The organism is Aneurinibacillus migulanus (genome assembly GCF_001274715.1).
Lineage (GTDB): Bacteria > Bacillota > Bacilli > Aneurinibacillales > Aneurinibacillaceae > Aneurinibacillus > Aneurinibacillus migulanus.
The window spans coordinates 3,940,992-3,958,074 of record NZ_LGUG01000004.1 but is presented as its reverse complement, the minus strand read 5'-3'; the positions used below and the strand labels follow the sequence as shown (position 1 = coordinate 3,958,074).

General features: G+C 42.5%; 17 protein-coding genes and 2 pseudogenes. All 19 read left to right on the top strand.

Annotation, left to right across the window (positions count from 1 at the left end; genetic code table 11):
• Positions 1–218 precede the first annotated feature (218 nt).
• The 19 genes and pseudogenes from AF333_RS20780 (at position 219) to AF333_RS20715 (ending at position 16,805) form a co-directional block, all read left to right on the top strand.
• A complete protein-coding gene (locus tag AF333_RS20780) occupies positions 219–509 on the top strand; it encodes a DUF4247 domain-containing protein (protein ID WP_052811975.1) in 291 nt (96 codons plus the stop codon).
• Positions 510–757: 248 nt separating this feature from the next.
• Positions 758–1,459 (top strand): response regulator transcription factor, encoded by a 702-nt coding sequence (locus tag AF333_RS20775; RefSeq protein ID WP_043065441.1) that lies wholly within the window; start codon positions 758–760, stop codon positions 1,457–1,459.
• Entirely contained in the window at positions 1,456–2,454 is a 999-nt protein-coding gene (locus AF333_RS20770; RefSeq protein WP_043065414.1) for a sensor histidine kinase, read from the top strand. Before AF333_RS20775 ends, AF333_RS20770 begins: the two co-directional genes overlap by 4 nt.
• A 178-nt stretch (positions 2,455–2,632) precedes the next feature.
• A complete protein-coding gene (locus AF333_RS20765) occupies positions 2,633–3,403 on the top strand; it encodes an ABC transporter ATP-binding protein (protein ID WP_043065415.1) in 771 nt (256 codons plus the stop codon).
• Positions 3,378–5,285 carry an FtsX-like permease family protein gene (locus AF333_RS20760; RefSeq protein WP_043065416.1) on the top strand — a complete coding sequence of 636 codons (1,908 nt, stop codon included), beginning with the start codon at positions 3,378–3,380 and terminating at the stop codon, positions 5,283–5,285. Before AF333_RS20765 ends, AF333_RS20760 begins: the two co-directional genes overlap by 26 nt.
• A gap of 436 nt (positions 5,286–5,721) precedes the next feature.
• Positions 5,722–6,016 (top strand): annotated as a pseudogene (locus AF333_RS35950) (erythromycin esterase family protein); the annotation flags it as partial.
• Position 6,017: 1 nt separating this feature from the next.
• Positions 6,018–6,905: erythromycin esterase family protein (locus tag AF333_RS35945; protein ID WP_235496773.1), on the top strand; the 888-nt coding region annotated here is incomplete at its 5' end.
• Between the two features lie 75 nt (positions 6,906–6,980).
• Entirely contained in the window at positions 6,981–7,172 is a 192-nt protein-coding gene (locus tag AF333_RS20750) for a hypothetical protein (RefSeq protein WP_043065419.1), read from the top strand.
• A 27-nt stretch (positions 7,173–7,199) separates the two neighbouring features.
• Positions 7,200–7,415 (top strand): annotated as a pseudogene (locus AF333_RS33020) (IS4 family transposase); the annotation flags it as partial.
• Positions 7,416–7,651: 236 nt separating this feature from the next.
• Positions 7,652–8,530 carry an ABC transporter ATP-binding protein gene (locus AF333_RS20745; RefSeq protein ID WP_200894933.1) on the top strand — a complete coding sequence of 293 codons (879 nt, stop codon included), beginning with the start codon at positions 7,652–7,654 and terminating at the stop codon, positions 8,528–8,530.
• Complete coding sequence (locus AF333_RS20740; protein WP_043065421.1) at positions 8,527–9,222, top strand: hypothetical protein; 696 nt, start codon at positions 8,527–8,529, stop codon at positions 9,220–9,222. Before AF333_RS20745 ends, AF333_RS20740 begins: the two co-directional genes overlap by 4 nt.
• 161 nt (positions 9,223–9,383) lie before the next feature.
• Positions 9,384–11,138 carry a S41 family peptidase gene (locus AF333_RS20735; RefSeq protein ID WP_235496757.1) on the top strand — a complete coding sequence of 585 codons (1,755 nt, stop codon included), beginning with the start codon at positions 9,384–9,386 and terminating at the stop codon, positions 11,136–11,138.
• Positions 11,128–11,310: a hypothetical protein gene (locus AF333_RS33015; RefSeq protein WP_139189248.1), complete on the top strand. Its 183-nt coding sequence runs from the start codon at positions 11,128–11,130 to the stop codon at positions 11,308–11,310. The genes AF333_RS20735 and AF333_RS33015 overlap by 11 nt, the downstream gene beginning before the upstream one ends.
• Before the next feature lie 258 nt (positions 11,311–11,568).
• A complete protein-coding gene (locus AF333_RS35940; protein WP_217636991.1) occupies positions 11,569–11,730 on the top strand; it encodes a hypothetical protein in 162 nt (53 codons plus the stop codon).
• Positions 11,731–12,058: 328 nt separating this feature from the next.
• Positions 12,059–13,216 carry a non-hydrolyzing UDP-N-acetylglucosamine 2-epimerase gene (gene wecB / locus AF333_RS20730; RefSeq protein ID WP_139189250.1) on the top strand — a complete coding sequence of 386 codons (1,158 nt, stop codon included), beginning with the start codon at positions 12,059–12,061 and terminating at the stop codon, positions 13,214–13,216.
• Positions 13,217–13,918: 702 nt separating this feature from the next.
• Complete coding sequence (locus tag AF333_RS20725; RefSeq protein ID WP_043065422.1) at positions 13,919–14,740, top strand: GNAT family N-acetyltransferase; 822 nt, start codon at positions 13,919–13,921, stop codon at positions 14,738–14,740.
• Between the two features lie 213 nt (positions 14,741–14,953).
• Positions 14,954–15,064: a winged helix-turn-helix domain-containing protein gene (locus tag AF333_RS37615; RefSeq protein ID WP_139189256.1), complete on the top strand. Its 111-nt coding sequence runs from the start codon at positions 14,954–14,956 to the stop codon at positions 15,062–15,064.
• Positions 15,065–15,387: 323 nt separating this feature from the next.
• Positions 15,388–15,786: an Rrf2 family transcriptional regulator gene (locus AF333_RS20720; protein ID WP_043065423.1), complete on the top strand. Its 399-nt coding sequence runs from the start codon at positions 15,388–15,390 to the stop codon at positions 15,784–15,786.
• 116 nt (positions 15,787–15,902) lie between these two features.
• Positions 15,903–16,805 carry an NAD(P)/FAD-dependent oxidoreductase gene (locus tag AF333_RS20715; RefSeq protein ID WP_043065424.1) on the top strand — a complete coding sequence of 301 codons (903 nt, stop codon included), beginning with the start codon at positions 15,903–15,905 and terminating at the stop codon, positions 16,803–16,805.
• Positions 16,806–17,083 lie beyond the last annotated feature (278 nt).

Below are 17,083 nucleotides of genomic sequence, written 5' to 3'. Positions count from 1 at the left end.
ATATGTCTATAGTTTTAGCTCAAAAGGTGTGGTGGTTAAGTGAATAGGTCCTGTTGTATATCGTCAGATTACTCGTTGGACGTTCTCAAAACATACAGAGACGTCTTCAGTCAGATAATAAACGTTGTTCACGTATTACATCGTTTTGGGTATATAAATATAAAAGTATATTACCTGCTGACATTCAAGTTATATGAGGGATGTAGGAGGAGATACGAATGAGGCGTTTTCTTTCCTCCTTATTTAGTCTGTTTATCCTACTAGGTATGCTTAATGGCTGCTCACCCGTTAATCTTGTAGAGGATTATTCATGGGTAGAAGATTTACATTATGGTTCCTTAAAAACAATGATTTATCGGGCGGAAGGTAAATCGGTCCCAGATGTAGCTCATGAGATAGCTGATAGGATGGAGCCGGAAGAAATATCAAAAGTGGATGCTCAACGAATGTTTTTGGTGTACCCAGATACGTTATATCATTTGCAAAAAGACCCCGATAATCCGCCGTGAAGAAGAACGACGTCGTCGAGAGGAAAGGCAGCGTCAGGAACAACAGCGGAGTAACAGCAACTCGTCCAGAGGCTCTAGCTGGGGTGGAAGTAACTCCTCTGGTGGATCGAACTGGTAATAGCAAGTGAGCTTTTCGTTCAATAGCTTACAAAAGGAAGACCAACCATAAACAGAGAATGCGACTTTCTTCCTTCATTTTCGTCTATATTCTGTCTATTATTCGAAAAAGAGGAGTCAGGCCGATGAACATGTATACGATCCTTATTGTCGAAGACGACACCAAGTTGTCTGGCTTACTTCACTCTTACATCAGGAAGTATGGCTTTGACGCCAAAGAAGTCGAGAGTTTCGACGATGTGATGGAAAGCTTTAAGAAAACAAAGCCTCACCTGGTGTTGTTGGATGTCAATCTCCCTAAATATGACGGATTTTATTGGTGCCGGCAAATCCGGACGTATTCACTTTGTCCTATCCTGTTCATTTCCGCGCGCGAACATCAGATGGATCAGGTTATGGCGCTTGAGAACGGGGCTGACGACTATATAACGAAGCCTTTTCACTATGAAGTGGTGATGGCGAAAATTCGCAGTCACTTAAGAAGGGTGTACGGTGAATATTCTTTAGGTCATGAAGAGAAAAAGACTGAAGCCGGAACGCTTGTGTTATATCCGGAACGATTGCTTGTCACATATGGGAAGACCGGAGCGGAGCTGACCCAAAAAGAGGCGATTTTGCTGGAGGCGCTGATGGCCAAAGAAGGGCGTGTTGTTAGCAGGAACCAACTGCTCGACCTGATGTGGGCGGACCATCACTTTATCGATGATAATACGTTGAACGTGTATGTTTCCCGTGTTCGCAAAAAGTTAAAGGAACTAGGTACCCAGATGGCAGTAGAGACAATACGCGGCGCAGGATACCGTCTGAGCTCTGAAGCCGGAGATTCAATATGAAGCTGTTTTGGAAAGAACATATTCCTTTGCTGCTGTTTTACATTCTTCAGATGGCGCTCGTTCCGCTACTATATTGGCTTACAGGAGAAGGCCGCCCTTTTGCGATCGTCTTTTACGGAATACTTCTCAGCACCTCGATTTTAGCCGTATATTTGGGCTATCGTTACTTAAGTCAGCGAACTTTATACAAGCAGCTCAACAGTCCGCCTGCGCTTGAGGGCGAAGCCCTTCAACCGATGGGAGAAACACCTCTTGCAGAAGCTGTTTACAAGCTGTTCGGCCATTATGACCGGCATTATCAGGAGGAAGGACACCGCGAACGCAGCCGGATGGACCAGCATATTGTCTTCATCAATCGCTGGGTACATCAGATGAAAACACCTCTTTCCGTCATTCAACTTATGGTGCAGGAGCTTGAAGATACAGCGGCGGACAGTGTTAGGGAAGAGCTGGAGCGGCTGAGAAAAGGCTTGGAAATGGTCATCTACACATCCAGGCTGGAGCGGTTTGAGCAAGATTTCATGATAAAGCCAACTGCGCTGCAGTTGGTTGTAAACCAGACGTTGGCGGAAAACCGCCAGTTGTTTATACGTAAAGGCATCACTCCGAAGATTCAACTTGAAGGGGATTGGAAGGTAAGCACCGATCCCAAATGGCTTCAGTTCATGATCAACCAAATCCTGATCAACGCTGCTAACTATACGGCTGACACCGGGAAAAACGTATTTATTCGTGCCTACGAACAGGAGGCGAGCACGGTGCTAGAGATTCGCGACCAAGGCATCGGCATTGTCAAAGAAGATTTGAAGCGGGTCTTCAACCCGTATTTTACGGGGGAACGGGGCCGCCAGTACCACGAATCTACAGGAATGGGATTGTATCTTGTCCGGGAGGTCTGCGATCGGCTCGGGCATAAGGTGGAGCTGGATTCGGAGCCTGGGGTCGGCACGGTTGTACGGCTCATATTTGGCAAGGATGGTCCGCTTCGTTCATAACGGTGGAACCATCCGCTTTCAAAGAAGCAATTCGCACTTGTCGGCGAGTTGCTTCTTTGCCGTGGAGACGAACATAACCTTAAATGCCAGGTAAGAGAAGGTTAAGGTAAATCCATAGCAACCACGAGGTCAATCCGGTACATTTAGGAAGAGCATAACAGGAATGGAGTGATTTAGAATGGACATTCTGCAAGTAAGCGGACTACACAAAGTATATACGGGCAAGATTGCCACACACGCGCTTACCGATATTCACCTGACAATTGAAAAGGGGGAGTTTGTCGGGGTTATGGGCCCCTCCGGCAGCGGCAAGACAACGCTGCTCAATATGGTTTCCACCATTGATACGCCAAGTTCGGGCACAGTCATGATCAATGGCCGTAATCCTTACCAAATGAAGAAAAATGACTTGGCGATCTTCCGGCGGCGGCAGCTCGGCTTCATCTTTCAAGATTTTAATCTACTTGAAACGTTGACCATCGCGGAAAATATCGTATTGCCTCTGACGCTCGACAAAAAGCGGCTCAGCGACATGGAAGAGAAACTGAAGCATGTGGCTGCCAAGCTAGGAATTAGCGAAATTCTTAGCAAGCGCACCTATGAAATCTCGGGTGGCCAACGCCAGCGAGCTGCTATTGCCAGAGCCATCATAACGTCTCCGGTGCTCCTGCTCGCTGACGAGCCGACAGGCGCGCTTGACTCCCATGCCTCCCGCGTCGTATTGGAATCGTTGGAAAAGATCAATCAGCAAGAAGGCACCACCATTATGCTGGTTACGCACGATCCGATTGCCGCCAGCTATTGCAACCGAATCATATTCATCAAGGACGGGCGGCTGGCAGCGGAAATTCATCGCGGCGAAAACCGCCAGGCGTTTTTCCAGAAAATTATCGACACACTGTCTTTCTGGGGAGGGAAAACGAATGAGCTTTCCTCAATTCGCGTTTAATAATGTCAGACGAAACGCACGGGCCTACTTCGCTTATTTTCTAAGCAGCGCCTTTATGGTCCTGATCTTTTTCTCTTTTGCGGCATTCGCCTATCACCCCGAGATCAAACAAATCCCGATGGGGAAGTTGACTAGTGCGTTCATGATGGTTGCACAATATGTTATTTTTTTGTTTGCCGTTTTTTTTGTGTTGTATTCGATCAGCATGTTTCTGAAATCCCGCAATCGGGAGTTTGGAATTTTACTTATTCTCGGTGCGCAGCCGAGTCAGATCAACCGACTCACTTTTCTGGAAAATTTAATCATCGGCGCTGGCTCCATCGTAACGGGGGTTGCGGGCGGGCTTCTGTTGTTCAAGCTGTTCATGCTGCTCGGGGCTAAAATGATGGACATGCGTGAGCTCCCTTTTTATTGGCCGAAGTCGGCTATACTACTTACGATCGTTACTTTTATTATCCTGTTCGTGTGCGTCTCGTGGTTTACGCTGCTCTTCATTCGCAAATCCAAGGTGCTTGAACTACTGCAGGGGAACCAACGGCCGAAGAAGGAGCCGAGGGCTTCCATCCTATGGTCGCTGATCGGGCTTGTGCTGCTTGCGGTCGGATGGATGTCGCTCTATGTAGGGCAGCTGTCGCCAAACCGTATTATCATGGCGGCGGTAACGGGAATTGCCGGTACTTACTTCTTCTACTCCCAATTGTCAGTCTTTGTCGTTCGCCTGTTAAAACGAAGCCGCAAGTTTACATGGCGGGGAACGAACCTAGTTTGGGTATCTGAAATGGCGTACAAGATCAAAGACAACGCCAGGATTTTGTTTCTCGTTACAGTCGTGACTTCCATCGCCTGCATGAGCGGAAGCGGTGTGATTGGGATGATTCAGACGAATCAGGAAGATTATGTGGACAATCCTTTCGTCCTTAAATATTTCAGCCTGAACGATTCATACACGGACGGTGATCTGAACGAAATTGACAAACAATTGAACAAGATAGGTGTACATTATCGGAAAATTAAACTGGAAACCGTCTATAAGCGTACCGATCATGCCGTTAACGTACAGGTTATATCCGCAAGCATTTTCAATGAACTGACGGCCCCTTTGAATCTGTCTGTAAATACAGCTGTTGGCGGTGAGGAGGCCATATGGATAGACAATGCAAAAAAACCTAAATCTACAAATATATCCAGACTAGACAAGGTAACACTAGAATCCGGTCAAGTCTTATCCGTCGCAGAAAAAGTTGAAAGCAGATCCATCTCGTCCTTCGGTTTTACGGCGAACATGCTCGTAGTAAGCGACGAGAAATTCCATGATATTAAGGGAACGAGCGAGGCGGAAATAATGATTGTGTATCATGTGCCGGAATGGAATGGCCAGCCTCCCCGCGCGGAAGGCCTGGAGGCGGAATTCGGCAGCAAGCTGGAGAAGTGGTTTAAAGAAAAGAGCCACAGCGCAAACTATCTTTCTACCCGAATCCAAAGTTATTTAGGCGGTAAACAAGTCTATTCCCTATTTGCTTTTATCGGTCTGTTCGTCGCTTTCATCTTCTCCGTTTCGTCCGCTAGTTTTTTGTATTTCAAGCTGTACACCGAGCTTGCCTCGGAAAGCAAAATGTATCAGGGGCTATCCAAAGTTGGGCTTAGCACATCAGAAATGAGAACTTCGTCCACCCTGCAAATCGCCTTATTATTCTTTGTTCCTATCCTAGTGTCTTTCATACAAACACTGGTTGTCATCCGGCCTATCCTTGAGACGATGTTTATTTTTACGGTATATAAGCCCGCATTGATTGCTTTCGCAGCATTCCTGTTCGCGCAAACCGTCTATTTCTTTCTCGTCCGCTGGCGTTACTTGCACCGGATTAGAAAAATGATGGTCTAAGAAAAGGTCTCGGTTGACTCAAAAGTCCTTTGAAGATATTGAATAATGGATGCTTTCGATAAAGAAATTGTTGGCTACAAATTTTCTCGTTTTGCCGTACAAACGAGCTTCTTTTCGCTGTTAATTAAGTGAGTAGTACACGCTTTCCAAAAGGAGCTAAAGACCAAGGTTTGATCATCCAAAGCGACAATGGATGTCAAATGATCGATAAGGAGGAAACATAAATGAAGATAACCAAGCTATTGACAAGAGNAAGCTATTGACAAGAATTATAGCCGTAGGGCTAGGGACTTCACTATTATTTGCTTCAACAAATATATCAGCGGCCACAACACAGAGCACATGGTTGAAACAAAACGCCAAAGAAATCAAATCCCTTACATCAGAAGATTATAGCGACTTAGCCTTTTTAAAGCCTCTTCTGAAGGATAAAACAGTGGTTAGTCTCGGTGAAAATTTTCATATAGTAGCAGAGTACAGCAGTGTTAAAACAAGGCTTATCAAATATTTGCATGAAGAGCTTGGTTTTGATGTAATTGCCTTTGAATCAGGGCTCGGTGATTCTGCCGCCATCTATGAAAACGCCGACTCCCTCACTGCCAAACAGATGATGGGGGGTTCCATTTTACCAGTATGGCATTCCAAAGAAACACTTAAGTTATTTGATTATATCAAACAACAGAGTAAAACGAACAAGCCCTTGTACCTGGCAGGATATGATGTTTACATCCNGGATATGATATGCAGTTTACATCCGGTTATTTAACGCAGTTTATCGCAGCTTGGATTTCCAAGTTGGATAAGGAGTATAGCAAACAGTACCTCGACTTTGAAATGCAAGGGATAACCGAGCTATATGCAGTCCTGAACAAGTATGGCACATTTAGCAACAAGTCTCCTCAATATAAGGCGGAGATTAAGAAAGTCATAGACAAATATGAACCGCAATACAAGAATCTAATCCAATTTATTAAAGATAACAGGACACAACTTGCAGCTGCACATCCTAATAATCCCCACATAGTTGATATTGCTGTAAAATCGCTCAGTGATCGAATCAAATTTATGGAAATGGGCCTGTATAATACAAAGGAGTTCTATGAGTTCAGAGACAAAATCATGGCTGACAATGTAGAATGGCTAATGAAAGTTATGTATCCAGGAAAAAAAGTAATATTGTGGGCTCATAATGACCATCTAGCTAAAAACACCTCTAAAATTAGTACAATAGAAAATGGCAAATGGATAAACAGCTTTACTAGTATGGGAGAACTTCTCCATAAAAGATTGAAAGGCAAGGAATACGTCATAGGGCTATATATGAATAAAGGAAAAACAATCACCATTGCTACACAGAAACCTTTTAATATAAATCCTATGCCTAAAGGAAGCCTTGAAAATTTGATGATGCAGAGCGGATATAAGAATGTATTTATCGATTTATCAAAACACTCAACACCAAATAGGAATAATGCCTGGATGTTCAAACCGATTTATGCCGCCGAAGATGGCATGACAGCTGAAATTATTAGGCCGATGTCAATGAAGTTTGTTCCTAATGAACAGTATGATGGAATAATTGTAATCGATAAGGTAAAGGCGCCGACACCCATTCAATAAAAAACGACAAATGAGTTAACACTATTAGGACTCTCGCCATCAAGCCAGAAGACACAACATTTCAGCAGTGTAAAAATGGCACAAATAACTTTGAGAAGAGAATCGAAAGGATGGGAGCACAGCGATCCTATACGCTCTGATGCACTAAAGAGAAAGGCTGAAGGTTTAAATGGAAAAATGATGGAGATGTCAGGTGAAATAAATAACGATATAGTAAAAGCTATTAAGAAGGATAAAGAAGCAAAAGAACACCGTTTTGGGAAATAAACCCTACGGTGTTTTTTATAAACCTCACAATTATTCCTCATAAAGAAAAAAAGAGAGCCGAGCGAGTATAAAGCGATATACAAGATTAAAGATTATTTTCCACTTCTGTTTCAAGCTACACAAAGAAACACCCAAGAGCTATCAAAGATCTTCCTTCGCCTGTTCAACCTCCTACAGCGAAACGGGCGAAAATCTCCTCGATACGAGAAAAAAGCCGTCTTTGATATAAGTCAAACGGCCTAACTCGAAAAAATGTAACCTGTTAGGGTTTATTTGTCATGTGAATTTTTAAGTGATTTTCGTTTTGTCTCCTAAATAAAGAAGAAGCTTTATCTGAAAATACCTTTAAACAAACTTAACTTGATGGCGATTGGTGCTACCCCAACAACTAAAAAGTTGAATATATGGTAATTTCAATATATCAATGGTAACATTTTCTTTGTTTGCTACAATGAATATGCATAGTTGGAGGCATTATTGTGATACGAATTGAAAATCTATCGAAATCGTTCGGCAAGACTCGTGTTTTGCAGCAACTCTCACTTAATGTAAACGAAGGAGTTTTTGGCATACTTGGAAATAATGGCGCCGGAAAAACTACTTTACTGAAAATACTAGCTACTGTGCTTTCTTTTGAGCAAGGGACCGTTACTGTGTTCGGAATTGACGTTAAAAAAGAAGCGCATGAAATACGGAAACGATTGGGCTATCTGCCTCAGGATTTTAATTTCTTTCCAAATATGAGTCTGGATTTTGCCATGCATTATTTTGCTGATTTGAAAGGTATGCCCAAAGGCAAACAACGGCAATCGGAAATCGATGATTGGCTGGATCAGGTCAACTTGCTTCCGCACCGGAAAAAGCTAATCAAACAATTGTCAGGCGGCATGAAACAACGCCTCGGCATTGCTCAGGCCCTGTTGGGCAACCCTAAATTGCTTATTGTTGATGAACCAACTGTTGGGCTTGATCCGGACGAACGTATTCGTTTCCGTCACTTGTTGGGAAAATTTTCACAAGGACGCATAATATTGCTGTCTACGCATATCGTTAGTGATATTGCTAGTACGTGCCATAACATAGCGATTATTCGAGCAGGTCGCACATTTTTCCAAGGACCTGTTGATGAGCTGTTGAAGCTTGCGGACGGAAAAGTTTGGGAGATCGAGCTTCCGCTGGATCAAATTGAACGGCTCTCCGAACAAGTGAAAATCGTCACAATCATTAGACGGATAGGAAGCGTGCATGCCCGCTTTTTATCTAATGAACCGGTAGTTGGCTTTGAAGCTGCAAGGTTGTGTGCTCCCACACTGGAGGATGCCTATTTATATGTAAACGGACAGGGGGAGATCAAATGAGAGAGATTATGCGTCTTGCCTTTCTGGAACTGCGCATGATTGCTCATCATCGTCTTTTCTGGACGATATTTATACCAGCTTCGGTCCTGTTGCCTTTTCTCAACAGTTTCGACCTGAGCCATACACAGGAAGGAGAATGGAGTTACTTTCTTCACTTACAACTGCTGTTATTGGGGTTGATTCTGCCGGTTTTGGTTTCCTTTACGATTAATGAAGAGAGTGAGAGGTTTATTCCGAATTTGGTACTAACAAAAATCGAGCAAAGAAGAGCTTTTTTCATGGGTCGTTCCATGGCTTATTTATTTATCATTATCGGCGTAATGTTAGCAAGCCATTTTGTTTATCTATTAGTTAGCATCATTTTATGGGAAAAAGCAGCTTGGGATGTATTTTTAGCAGGGGAGATTGCCTTTTTGTCGGCCATCGGTTTTTATACGGTGCTGACCATACTGGCAACAGTGACACTGCTTAGTGTTTTTTATACGCTTCCTGTTTTAACAGTGTACCTGGGTATTAACATCACATTATTTCGCGACTCCTCGTTTGCCTTATGGTGGGGGCCAGACCAGGTTTTGAGCTATTTAGAAACACAAGGCTCCTTGTTCTGGTCGGGTAGATTATTATACATACTGTTAACTCCCATTGTTATCTGGCTCATTGCGCTCCGCAATGAAAGGCGGTGTACCGGATGATCACGTTTGTTAAACGCCTTCTATTTATTCTTATACGAGAAGAAAAGCTATTTCTATTCCTGATTGGTTTGGTTGTCGTAAGCAGTCTATTTCTTAACGGGTTTCAGGGTCAGAAGGAAACTTTCGACTTGTACTTCTTATTCCTCGTATTCGTATCCTTAATGGGTTTACAAGTGAGTACATTGCACCGTTCGGTTCGGGCGGAACCATTTTTATTTTCTTCCGTTCTTTATTCATGGAAACTGGTCCTCGCCTATGTTATAACAACATTCGTATGTATTTTGCCTCTGGGGACTTTAGTGGTGGTATCATTGGTATTCAGTTATCCAGATGTACCTTTTTCTTACTGGTCACTTTTCCTTTCCGTGCCTGTATTTTTTGCCTTGTCCACAGGAATAGGAATTGGCATTATTTTTCGCAGATCTGTTGGTATCGCTATTGTTTTGGCCATGTATATTTATTTTGGGATCTTTCCGGTTATCCCTGGAACTGCTTATTTTCCAATTCAGTCCTTAGCAATTCCTTACTGGATCGCTGATGGAAACTTAATATTTCTCGTTTTGACAGGAGTTACAATACTGGCAGGGACCATTTTAATCATCCGTCCATTACAAAGCCGGTTGGAAACATATATTTTTCGCTTTTTAGCAGCTTTATCCGCAGCAGGTCTTATTGTCATTGCTCCCTTTCACCATCTTTGGGAGATTCCTTATACAATTTGGGCTAAGAAATCCCTTCCCATTCAAACAAGCGTACCAGAAAGAGTGGTCAACTGGCAGAAAGACTTGCAGTTTTTGGCACTTACTTTACCGCATCGACATCCTCATTTCTTTTATGGATTGGACAGGAAGCGATTCATGGCACAGACAGAAGAGCTGTATCGTTTACTACCAGCCTTAAATGATAACGAGATTGTTGTTCGAATAAAACAACTTGTTTCCATGGCAGGAGATGCCCATACCGATCTTTTATTACCTGACCGTTACAGACATCTGCCGATAAAATTGTATGATTATGATGACGGACTTTATGTTATTGCAGCTGCTCCGGCATACAAGTATTTGGTGGGATCAAAAGTGACGACGATTGGAGAGTTACATATCGAGGAGGCGCGTAAGCGGATAGAGACACTTATACCGAATGAAAGCCGGATGCAGCAAAGAAAAGCGACCCCTGGTCTGTTAGTCATTCCTGAAGTTTTGAAATCACTGCACATCACTGGGGAACAACAGACGTTTGGGCTAATACTTCCGGATGGAAAAAAGGTTCAAACTACATTCACATCCAATAATAATCAAAAAGTATCTTTTCAGTATCCAGACAAAGTGAACCAGCCGCTTTACCGTCAACAAATGGACAAGCCTTACTGGTATACCTATCTGAAAAACGAAAAGACATTATATTTTGCTTATAATCAATGCAAAGATTCATCAGATAAACCGTTTCCCACCTTTGTGGATGAGCTTTTTCAAACAGTTGAAGAAAATCAGGTGCAACGTTTCATTGTCGACTTAAGGCATAACGCAGGAGGAAGTAGCGACTTGTTTGGGATTTTCATCGAAAAAATAAAGCAACATCCAGAACTTAATCAAAAAGGACGACTCTATGTAGCAATTGGTCGTAAAACATTTTCAGCGGCTGTATTAAATGCCGTTCAATTACGGGATGAGACCAACGCCATCCTAATTGGTGAACCGACAAGCAACAAGCCTAATCATTTTGGCCAGGTTGATCGCTTCATGCTTCATGCTTCGGGTTTGACAGTGAGCCATTCTACGAAATACTTTCACCCAAGTCGTACAGAAACTGAGTCCATTTACCCTGACGTACGTGTACCCTTGATTTCTTATGACTTCTTTGCAGGGAAGGATTCTGTTTTGGAAACTATCTTCGGGTATCCCTCAGATGAGAAGTAGGAAGGTATTCTCGATTACAACGGGCTGGATTGGGGTATCTGTCATGGTAGGCATTCGTCAGTTATGGCTAATGGGGCTGTGTATGCATGATCCGCATATCATGGGTAGCATTGAAACAAATGATAGCTATTTAGATGAGAAGCTAGATTTCTTCAAACAATTTTCGTTATAAGGAGTAGTACCCACCCTATCAAGTTAAGAAAATTGTTGTTCCCCAGAGCGATAAAATGAGTATTTTGGCTTTGAAAATATGTATAATTTTCATTCTTTTTACCCTTAATAATTTGAACAGTTATAAAAGAACACAAAATTATTGAACTCAAATACCAAATATAGTAAAGTACATAAATGTAGATTTATAGCGAAACGTGAGAAAGTACCTCCAAGAACCTATATAAATTACACTTGATAGTTTGACAGGGGAGTGTGGTTGGAAGGAGGAGATTCGGAAAAAAGAAGAGGGTGGATGCGCCCTGCGCTCCAGCAGAAGAAAGGCAAACGAGTCTTTTTCCGACCGCTCCCGCCTACCGCCCTTCCTTCTTTTCTTACCTCACAAGAATTTGTCGATGTATCAAATCCGATGTATATATAAGTTTCTTAGAGGTTGAGTTAGTAGAGGAAGTTTCGATGTTGAGAGTCTACAGAATTACACATAAACTGCTTAAGAAAGTCGAAATTGAGACACCAGTTATAACCTGTAAGACAAACGAGCTGGCCATGTCGGTATGTGCCACGACCTGGAAATACTGAAGTCGATAGAATATTAGGTAAAGTATTAGTAAGCAAACTGGTTTTGATTGCTCCGATGCTTGCGACAAGGGGCTCTACAGTGGACAAAAAGCTCGACGAGCACGATCAGGCTCTGCGATGGTTATAACTGCTTATATGGAATGAAGGAATTCAGAGATGGGGTGGGAGTTTTGACCAGGAAAAAGATTATGACGGTGTTTGGGACACGCCCAGAAGCAATTAAAATGGCACCGCTTGTGCATGAACTACAGCAATATAAAGAACTTGAACCAATTGTTTGCGTAACAGCGCAGCATCGGCAAATGCTGGATCAGGTGCTTGACATCTTCTCTGTTACGCCAGATGCTGATTTGAATGTAATGAAGGAGCGTCAGACGCTGACCCAGATTACAACCCGTGTACTGGAAGGGCTGGATGACGTTATGAAAACCGAAAAGCCGGACATGGTGCTCGTGCACGGCGACACGACGACAACATTCGCTGCGAGTCTGGCTGCACTCTATAATCAAATCCCGGTAGGACATGTAGAAGCAGGGCTACGGACCTGGAATAAATATTCGCCGTATCCAGAAGAGATGAACCGCCAATTGACGGGCGTCATCTCTGACTTACACTTTGCGCCAACCGCTCAGGCAGCGGAGAACCTGAAACGGGAAGATAAAAGGGATGCTACCATTTACATTACAGGCAACACCGTTATCGATGCCTTGAAAACGACGGTACGTAATGACTATAAGCATCCAGTGCTTGAAGAATTCACCGGGAAGAAATTAATTCTGGTGACTGCCCACCGCCGAGAAAATCTTGGTGAGCCAATGGCACGTATGTTCCGTGCTATTCGCCGTTTGGTGGATAAGCATGAAGATATCGCGGTAGTGTATCCGGTTCATCTGAATCCGGCAGTACAGGAAGCCGCTGCTACATATTTAGGTGAGCACAGTCGAATTCGGCTTATTCTCTCTTCGTTTAGTACAGTGGATTTTCATAACTTTATGTCTCGTTCCCACTTAATTTTGACCGACTCAGGCGGTATACAGGAAGAAGCACCGACGTTTGGTGTACCAGTGCTTGTGCTCCGTGATACAACTGAGCGTCCGGAAGGTATTGAGGCTGGTACATTGAAATTAGCTGGAACAAATGAAGAGAGGATTTTTGCTCTGGCAGATGAACTGTTGATGAGCCGGGATGCATACGATAATATGGCAAAAGCGGCGAATCCATATGGAGATGGAGAAGCGTCCCGTCGCATTTGCGAAGCCATTCTGCATTACTTTGGACTTCGCAACGAGAAGCCTGCGCCCTTTCTGCCGATAGGAACACAACGATAGCCTATATAGAAACAAGAAAAAAGAGATTGAATGCGTCCTGTACCCGAACAGAAAAAGACCGGAGCCCGAATAATGGACAGTTAAAAAAAGTGACGGCTAGGCTGCTAAAAGCTGATTCCTGTATTCAACAGGATATGTCCAATTTTATCAATTAGATGATGAAACGAAAAAAGAATATGGATATCCTAATGAAACCATTTATGGAACAGACCAATTTATAGGTGAAGTAGAATATTGGAATAAAGGACCTGGAACGTTATTTGTTACATCCATGGTGAAATATTTAGTCGAGCATAAACAAGCAGGCTGAGCCGTTATGGGCCCTCAAACAAGAAATACGAGGGCTCTAAAGTGTTATGAAAAGTATGGTTTTAAAAAAAATAGAATTCTCCCCAAATATGAGCTTCACGAAGGTGAATATCAAGAATTGACTCAGCTACAAAGATTCTAGGGAATAACTTCCGGTTTTTAATGAATAATCCTGAAGAATGTTATTTGGATGAACTTGAATCAAAAGAGCGATTCGAACTCTTTTCTCTTCTTTGGACTTACGTCCCTACACGAAACAATTGAAAAGTCGCATCCCTTAAGGAGCATCAGGATATTGCCGTGAAGCGATTTTACGAGCATTTTTAGATGCCCCTAAGGACACCGTGTAAAGAGATAGCTGTTAGAAATGTTGAAGTATATGAGGTGTAAAAAATGATTTCTGAGTTAGCAAAAAGAGATTTTTATAAGTGTAAAGGTTTAGCTTATGAGAGAGGTCATGCGGAAGTAAAAGCAATTTTGGAAGGAACGAATCCTGGACGAGTTTTTGTGGATAATTTAACGTCACCAAATTCTGGATTAATATGGTTAGGAAACAACGATGGTTTCTTTTTTATAGGAGATGCAGAAAATGAAAATTTTAATTCCAATATAAATGAATTTATAGATAATGTAATTAAACCAGAAGCTAGAAAGTTGGGAATATACGTTTTTGAAGGAATCGGAAATCATCCTAAATGGGATAAAACCATACAGGAATTGTTTGCACATCGTAATTTAAGTAGTTGGAATCAAAAAGTATATAAGCTAAAAATTGAAAATTATTTGATGGGTAATGAACCAAAAATAGATGATAAATACTCTGTTGTAAGATTGATGGAGGATTTATATAATGATTATTCAATTAAAAATATCGAATTTTTACAATCTAAAATAAAAGAATTTTGGACCTCGCCTCTAGAATTTTTTGATAAGGGGTTGGGTTATTGTATTATCTATAGAAACCAAATTGTAAGTATTTGTTTTTCAGCATTTGTGTATGGAAATACTCATTGTGTAGATATTGAGACTTTACCTCTTCATCAAGGGAAAAGATTAGCTCAAAAAGCGGCACATGCATTTGTAAAAGGATGTATACAACGTGACATGATACCATATTGGGATTGTAGTGAGGATAACATTGGATCGGTGATGGTTGCTGAACGTATTGGGCTTATGAATGTGTTTAATTATAAAGGCTACGATTTCTCATTTTAAAGAGAGATTTAAAAAACAGGTTCTGTTAAACATGAATATTGATTTTAGCGTCCCTGATCGGAATACGAAGCGATGGAAAGAACTCTATAATGAACAAGTGTAGAGCGTGCTTTTACTCAGTTTAAAGAACAACGTGCAGAATTGAGCCGCATCCTCCTAGAAAGTACGCCCAAAGAAGAAGGGACTAAACCTGCCACCTCCTAGGATACGCGTATCCTTCAGTTATTTATTCAGGAACGCTTTGGTATTTCCATGTGTCGAACAGGTATCTTGCGCATGCTGTATCGGATGGGGTTTCGCGCCGCCCAGGTTATCAATTGGTAAAGGCGAACGTAGAGAAACAACAAGCTTTTATCCAACAGGCAGGTAGGATAAAAAAAACGGTTGGATAAGAATACCGTATGATTATCGCAAGATAAGAGTCATATGGGGCTCAAGATCCTAAGATAGGGTACAAAATAATTAATGCAAGAGCGAAGACTGTTGATTAAAAAGTGAGTTTTCAAACTCCGTTCCGGAGACAGCGCTGTTTCGGCAACTTTTTTTGTTTCGTTAATGAACGGAATTTTTATGAAAAGCCGAAACTTGACACATTAGTAGATTCGAGGATATTATAGACATATTAAGTCTTTAAATGAGGTGTTATCATGAGATTTACAAAAGCGACGAATTATGCTCTGCATACCATGCTCATGCTCGTCGAGGCTTCTCAGGTTAAGCCGGTAGGTGTCCAGCAGTTGGCAGAATCCCAAGGCGTTTCACCTACCTATCTTTCCAAAATTTTAACGAGGCTCGTGAAAGCAGGGATGATCGAATCAGTTTCTGGAGCTAACGGAGGCTATCGGTTATCCCGCAAAAAAGACGACATTACGTTTTTGGATATTATTCACGCCATTGAGGGTACGGCCTCCTTATTTGAATGTGATTTTGTCCACGGTGACGAATGCTTGATTCAAGCTGTAATGAAGGAAGCGGAAGAGAAAATGGAGGCGCATCTCAAAAAAACGAAATTGGCAGACCTCGCTCAAAAGCAAACGCAAGTTTAAGGTAAGCCTCTTTATGTTGAAAGGAAGAGTGTGGTTCACTACGTATAAAAGGCGTTTTTTAACTTTATTATAGACATAATGAGTCTTTAATGTCTTATTTGGAGGGGATGAGTGTCATGACTTACGATTGCGCTATTATTGGTGGAGGGCCCGCCGGGTTGAATGCAGCCCTCGTGCTTGGCAGGGCAAGACGAAGCGTAGCTTTGATCGACAACAATCGGCCTAGAAATGCCGTTACGCATGCGTCTCACGGCTTTATTACGAGAGACGGCGTAACACCGGACGAGTTCCGCCGCGTTGCTTATGAGGAGGTGCGTCGTTATCCGTCTGTTGATCATCTGCAAACCGAGGTTGTTTCGGTTGGCAAAATCGAATCTGGATTTGAGATGTTCGATTCGTCAGATTTTCGCGTTCAAGCACGAAAACTGATCTTGGCGACGGGCGTAAAGGAAATATTTCCCGAGATCGAAGGCTTTTATCCGCTATACGGGAAAAGTTTGTTCAATTGCCCCTATTGCGACGGCTGGGAGCTACAGGATCAACCACTTGTCGTTGTTTCCGAATATCCGTCCGCTTTTCATACGTTCAAACTGCTTCTTAATTGGAGCAAGGATTTAGTCGTCTGCACGAACGGGAAGGCGTCTCTGTCGGACGAGCAAAAGAAGCAGCTTGAAGCAAAGGGAATTATGGTGATGGAGCAACCTGTTACAGCTTTTATCGGTCAAAATGGTCAACTTGAGTATGTTCACTTCGCAGATGGAACTCAAGTCCCAAGGTCCGGCGGCTTCGTGATGCCTAAATTTGTGCAAAGCACACTGTTCGGAGAACGTTTGGGCTGTGAAAGAACGAAGTCGGGAGGGATCAAAACGGATCAAGGGGGAAGAACCTCGATACCTGGTGTATATGCCACCGGGGATGCTTCATACTTCTCGCCTTCCCAATTGATTTTTGCCGCGGCGGACGGCAGCCGAACCGCTATGAGCGTAAATATGGATTTGACGGAAGAAGATTTTGAATGACGAAAAGTTAGCGACTTATTGTTGCTCCCTTTTGTCATTCCATGTTAGTGATATTTTGGATTTTTTACAGATATAATGAATCTTTAATATCTCTATATAAGAGGTAGGTATGAATTGGTACCTGACAGGATAAGGTGAGCTGTTGCGTTGTTTGACAATAATTAACCCAGCAATACGTTAGCGCATGCTTCCCACAAATTTCTAACCAGAGAGGGTATAAAACCGTCTGAGTTTAGGCGTATGGCTTATGAGGAGGTGATGCACTAATCAGATGAGTG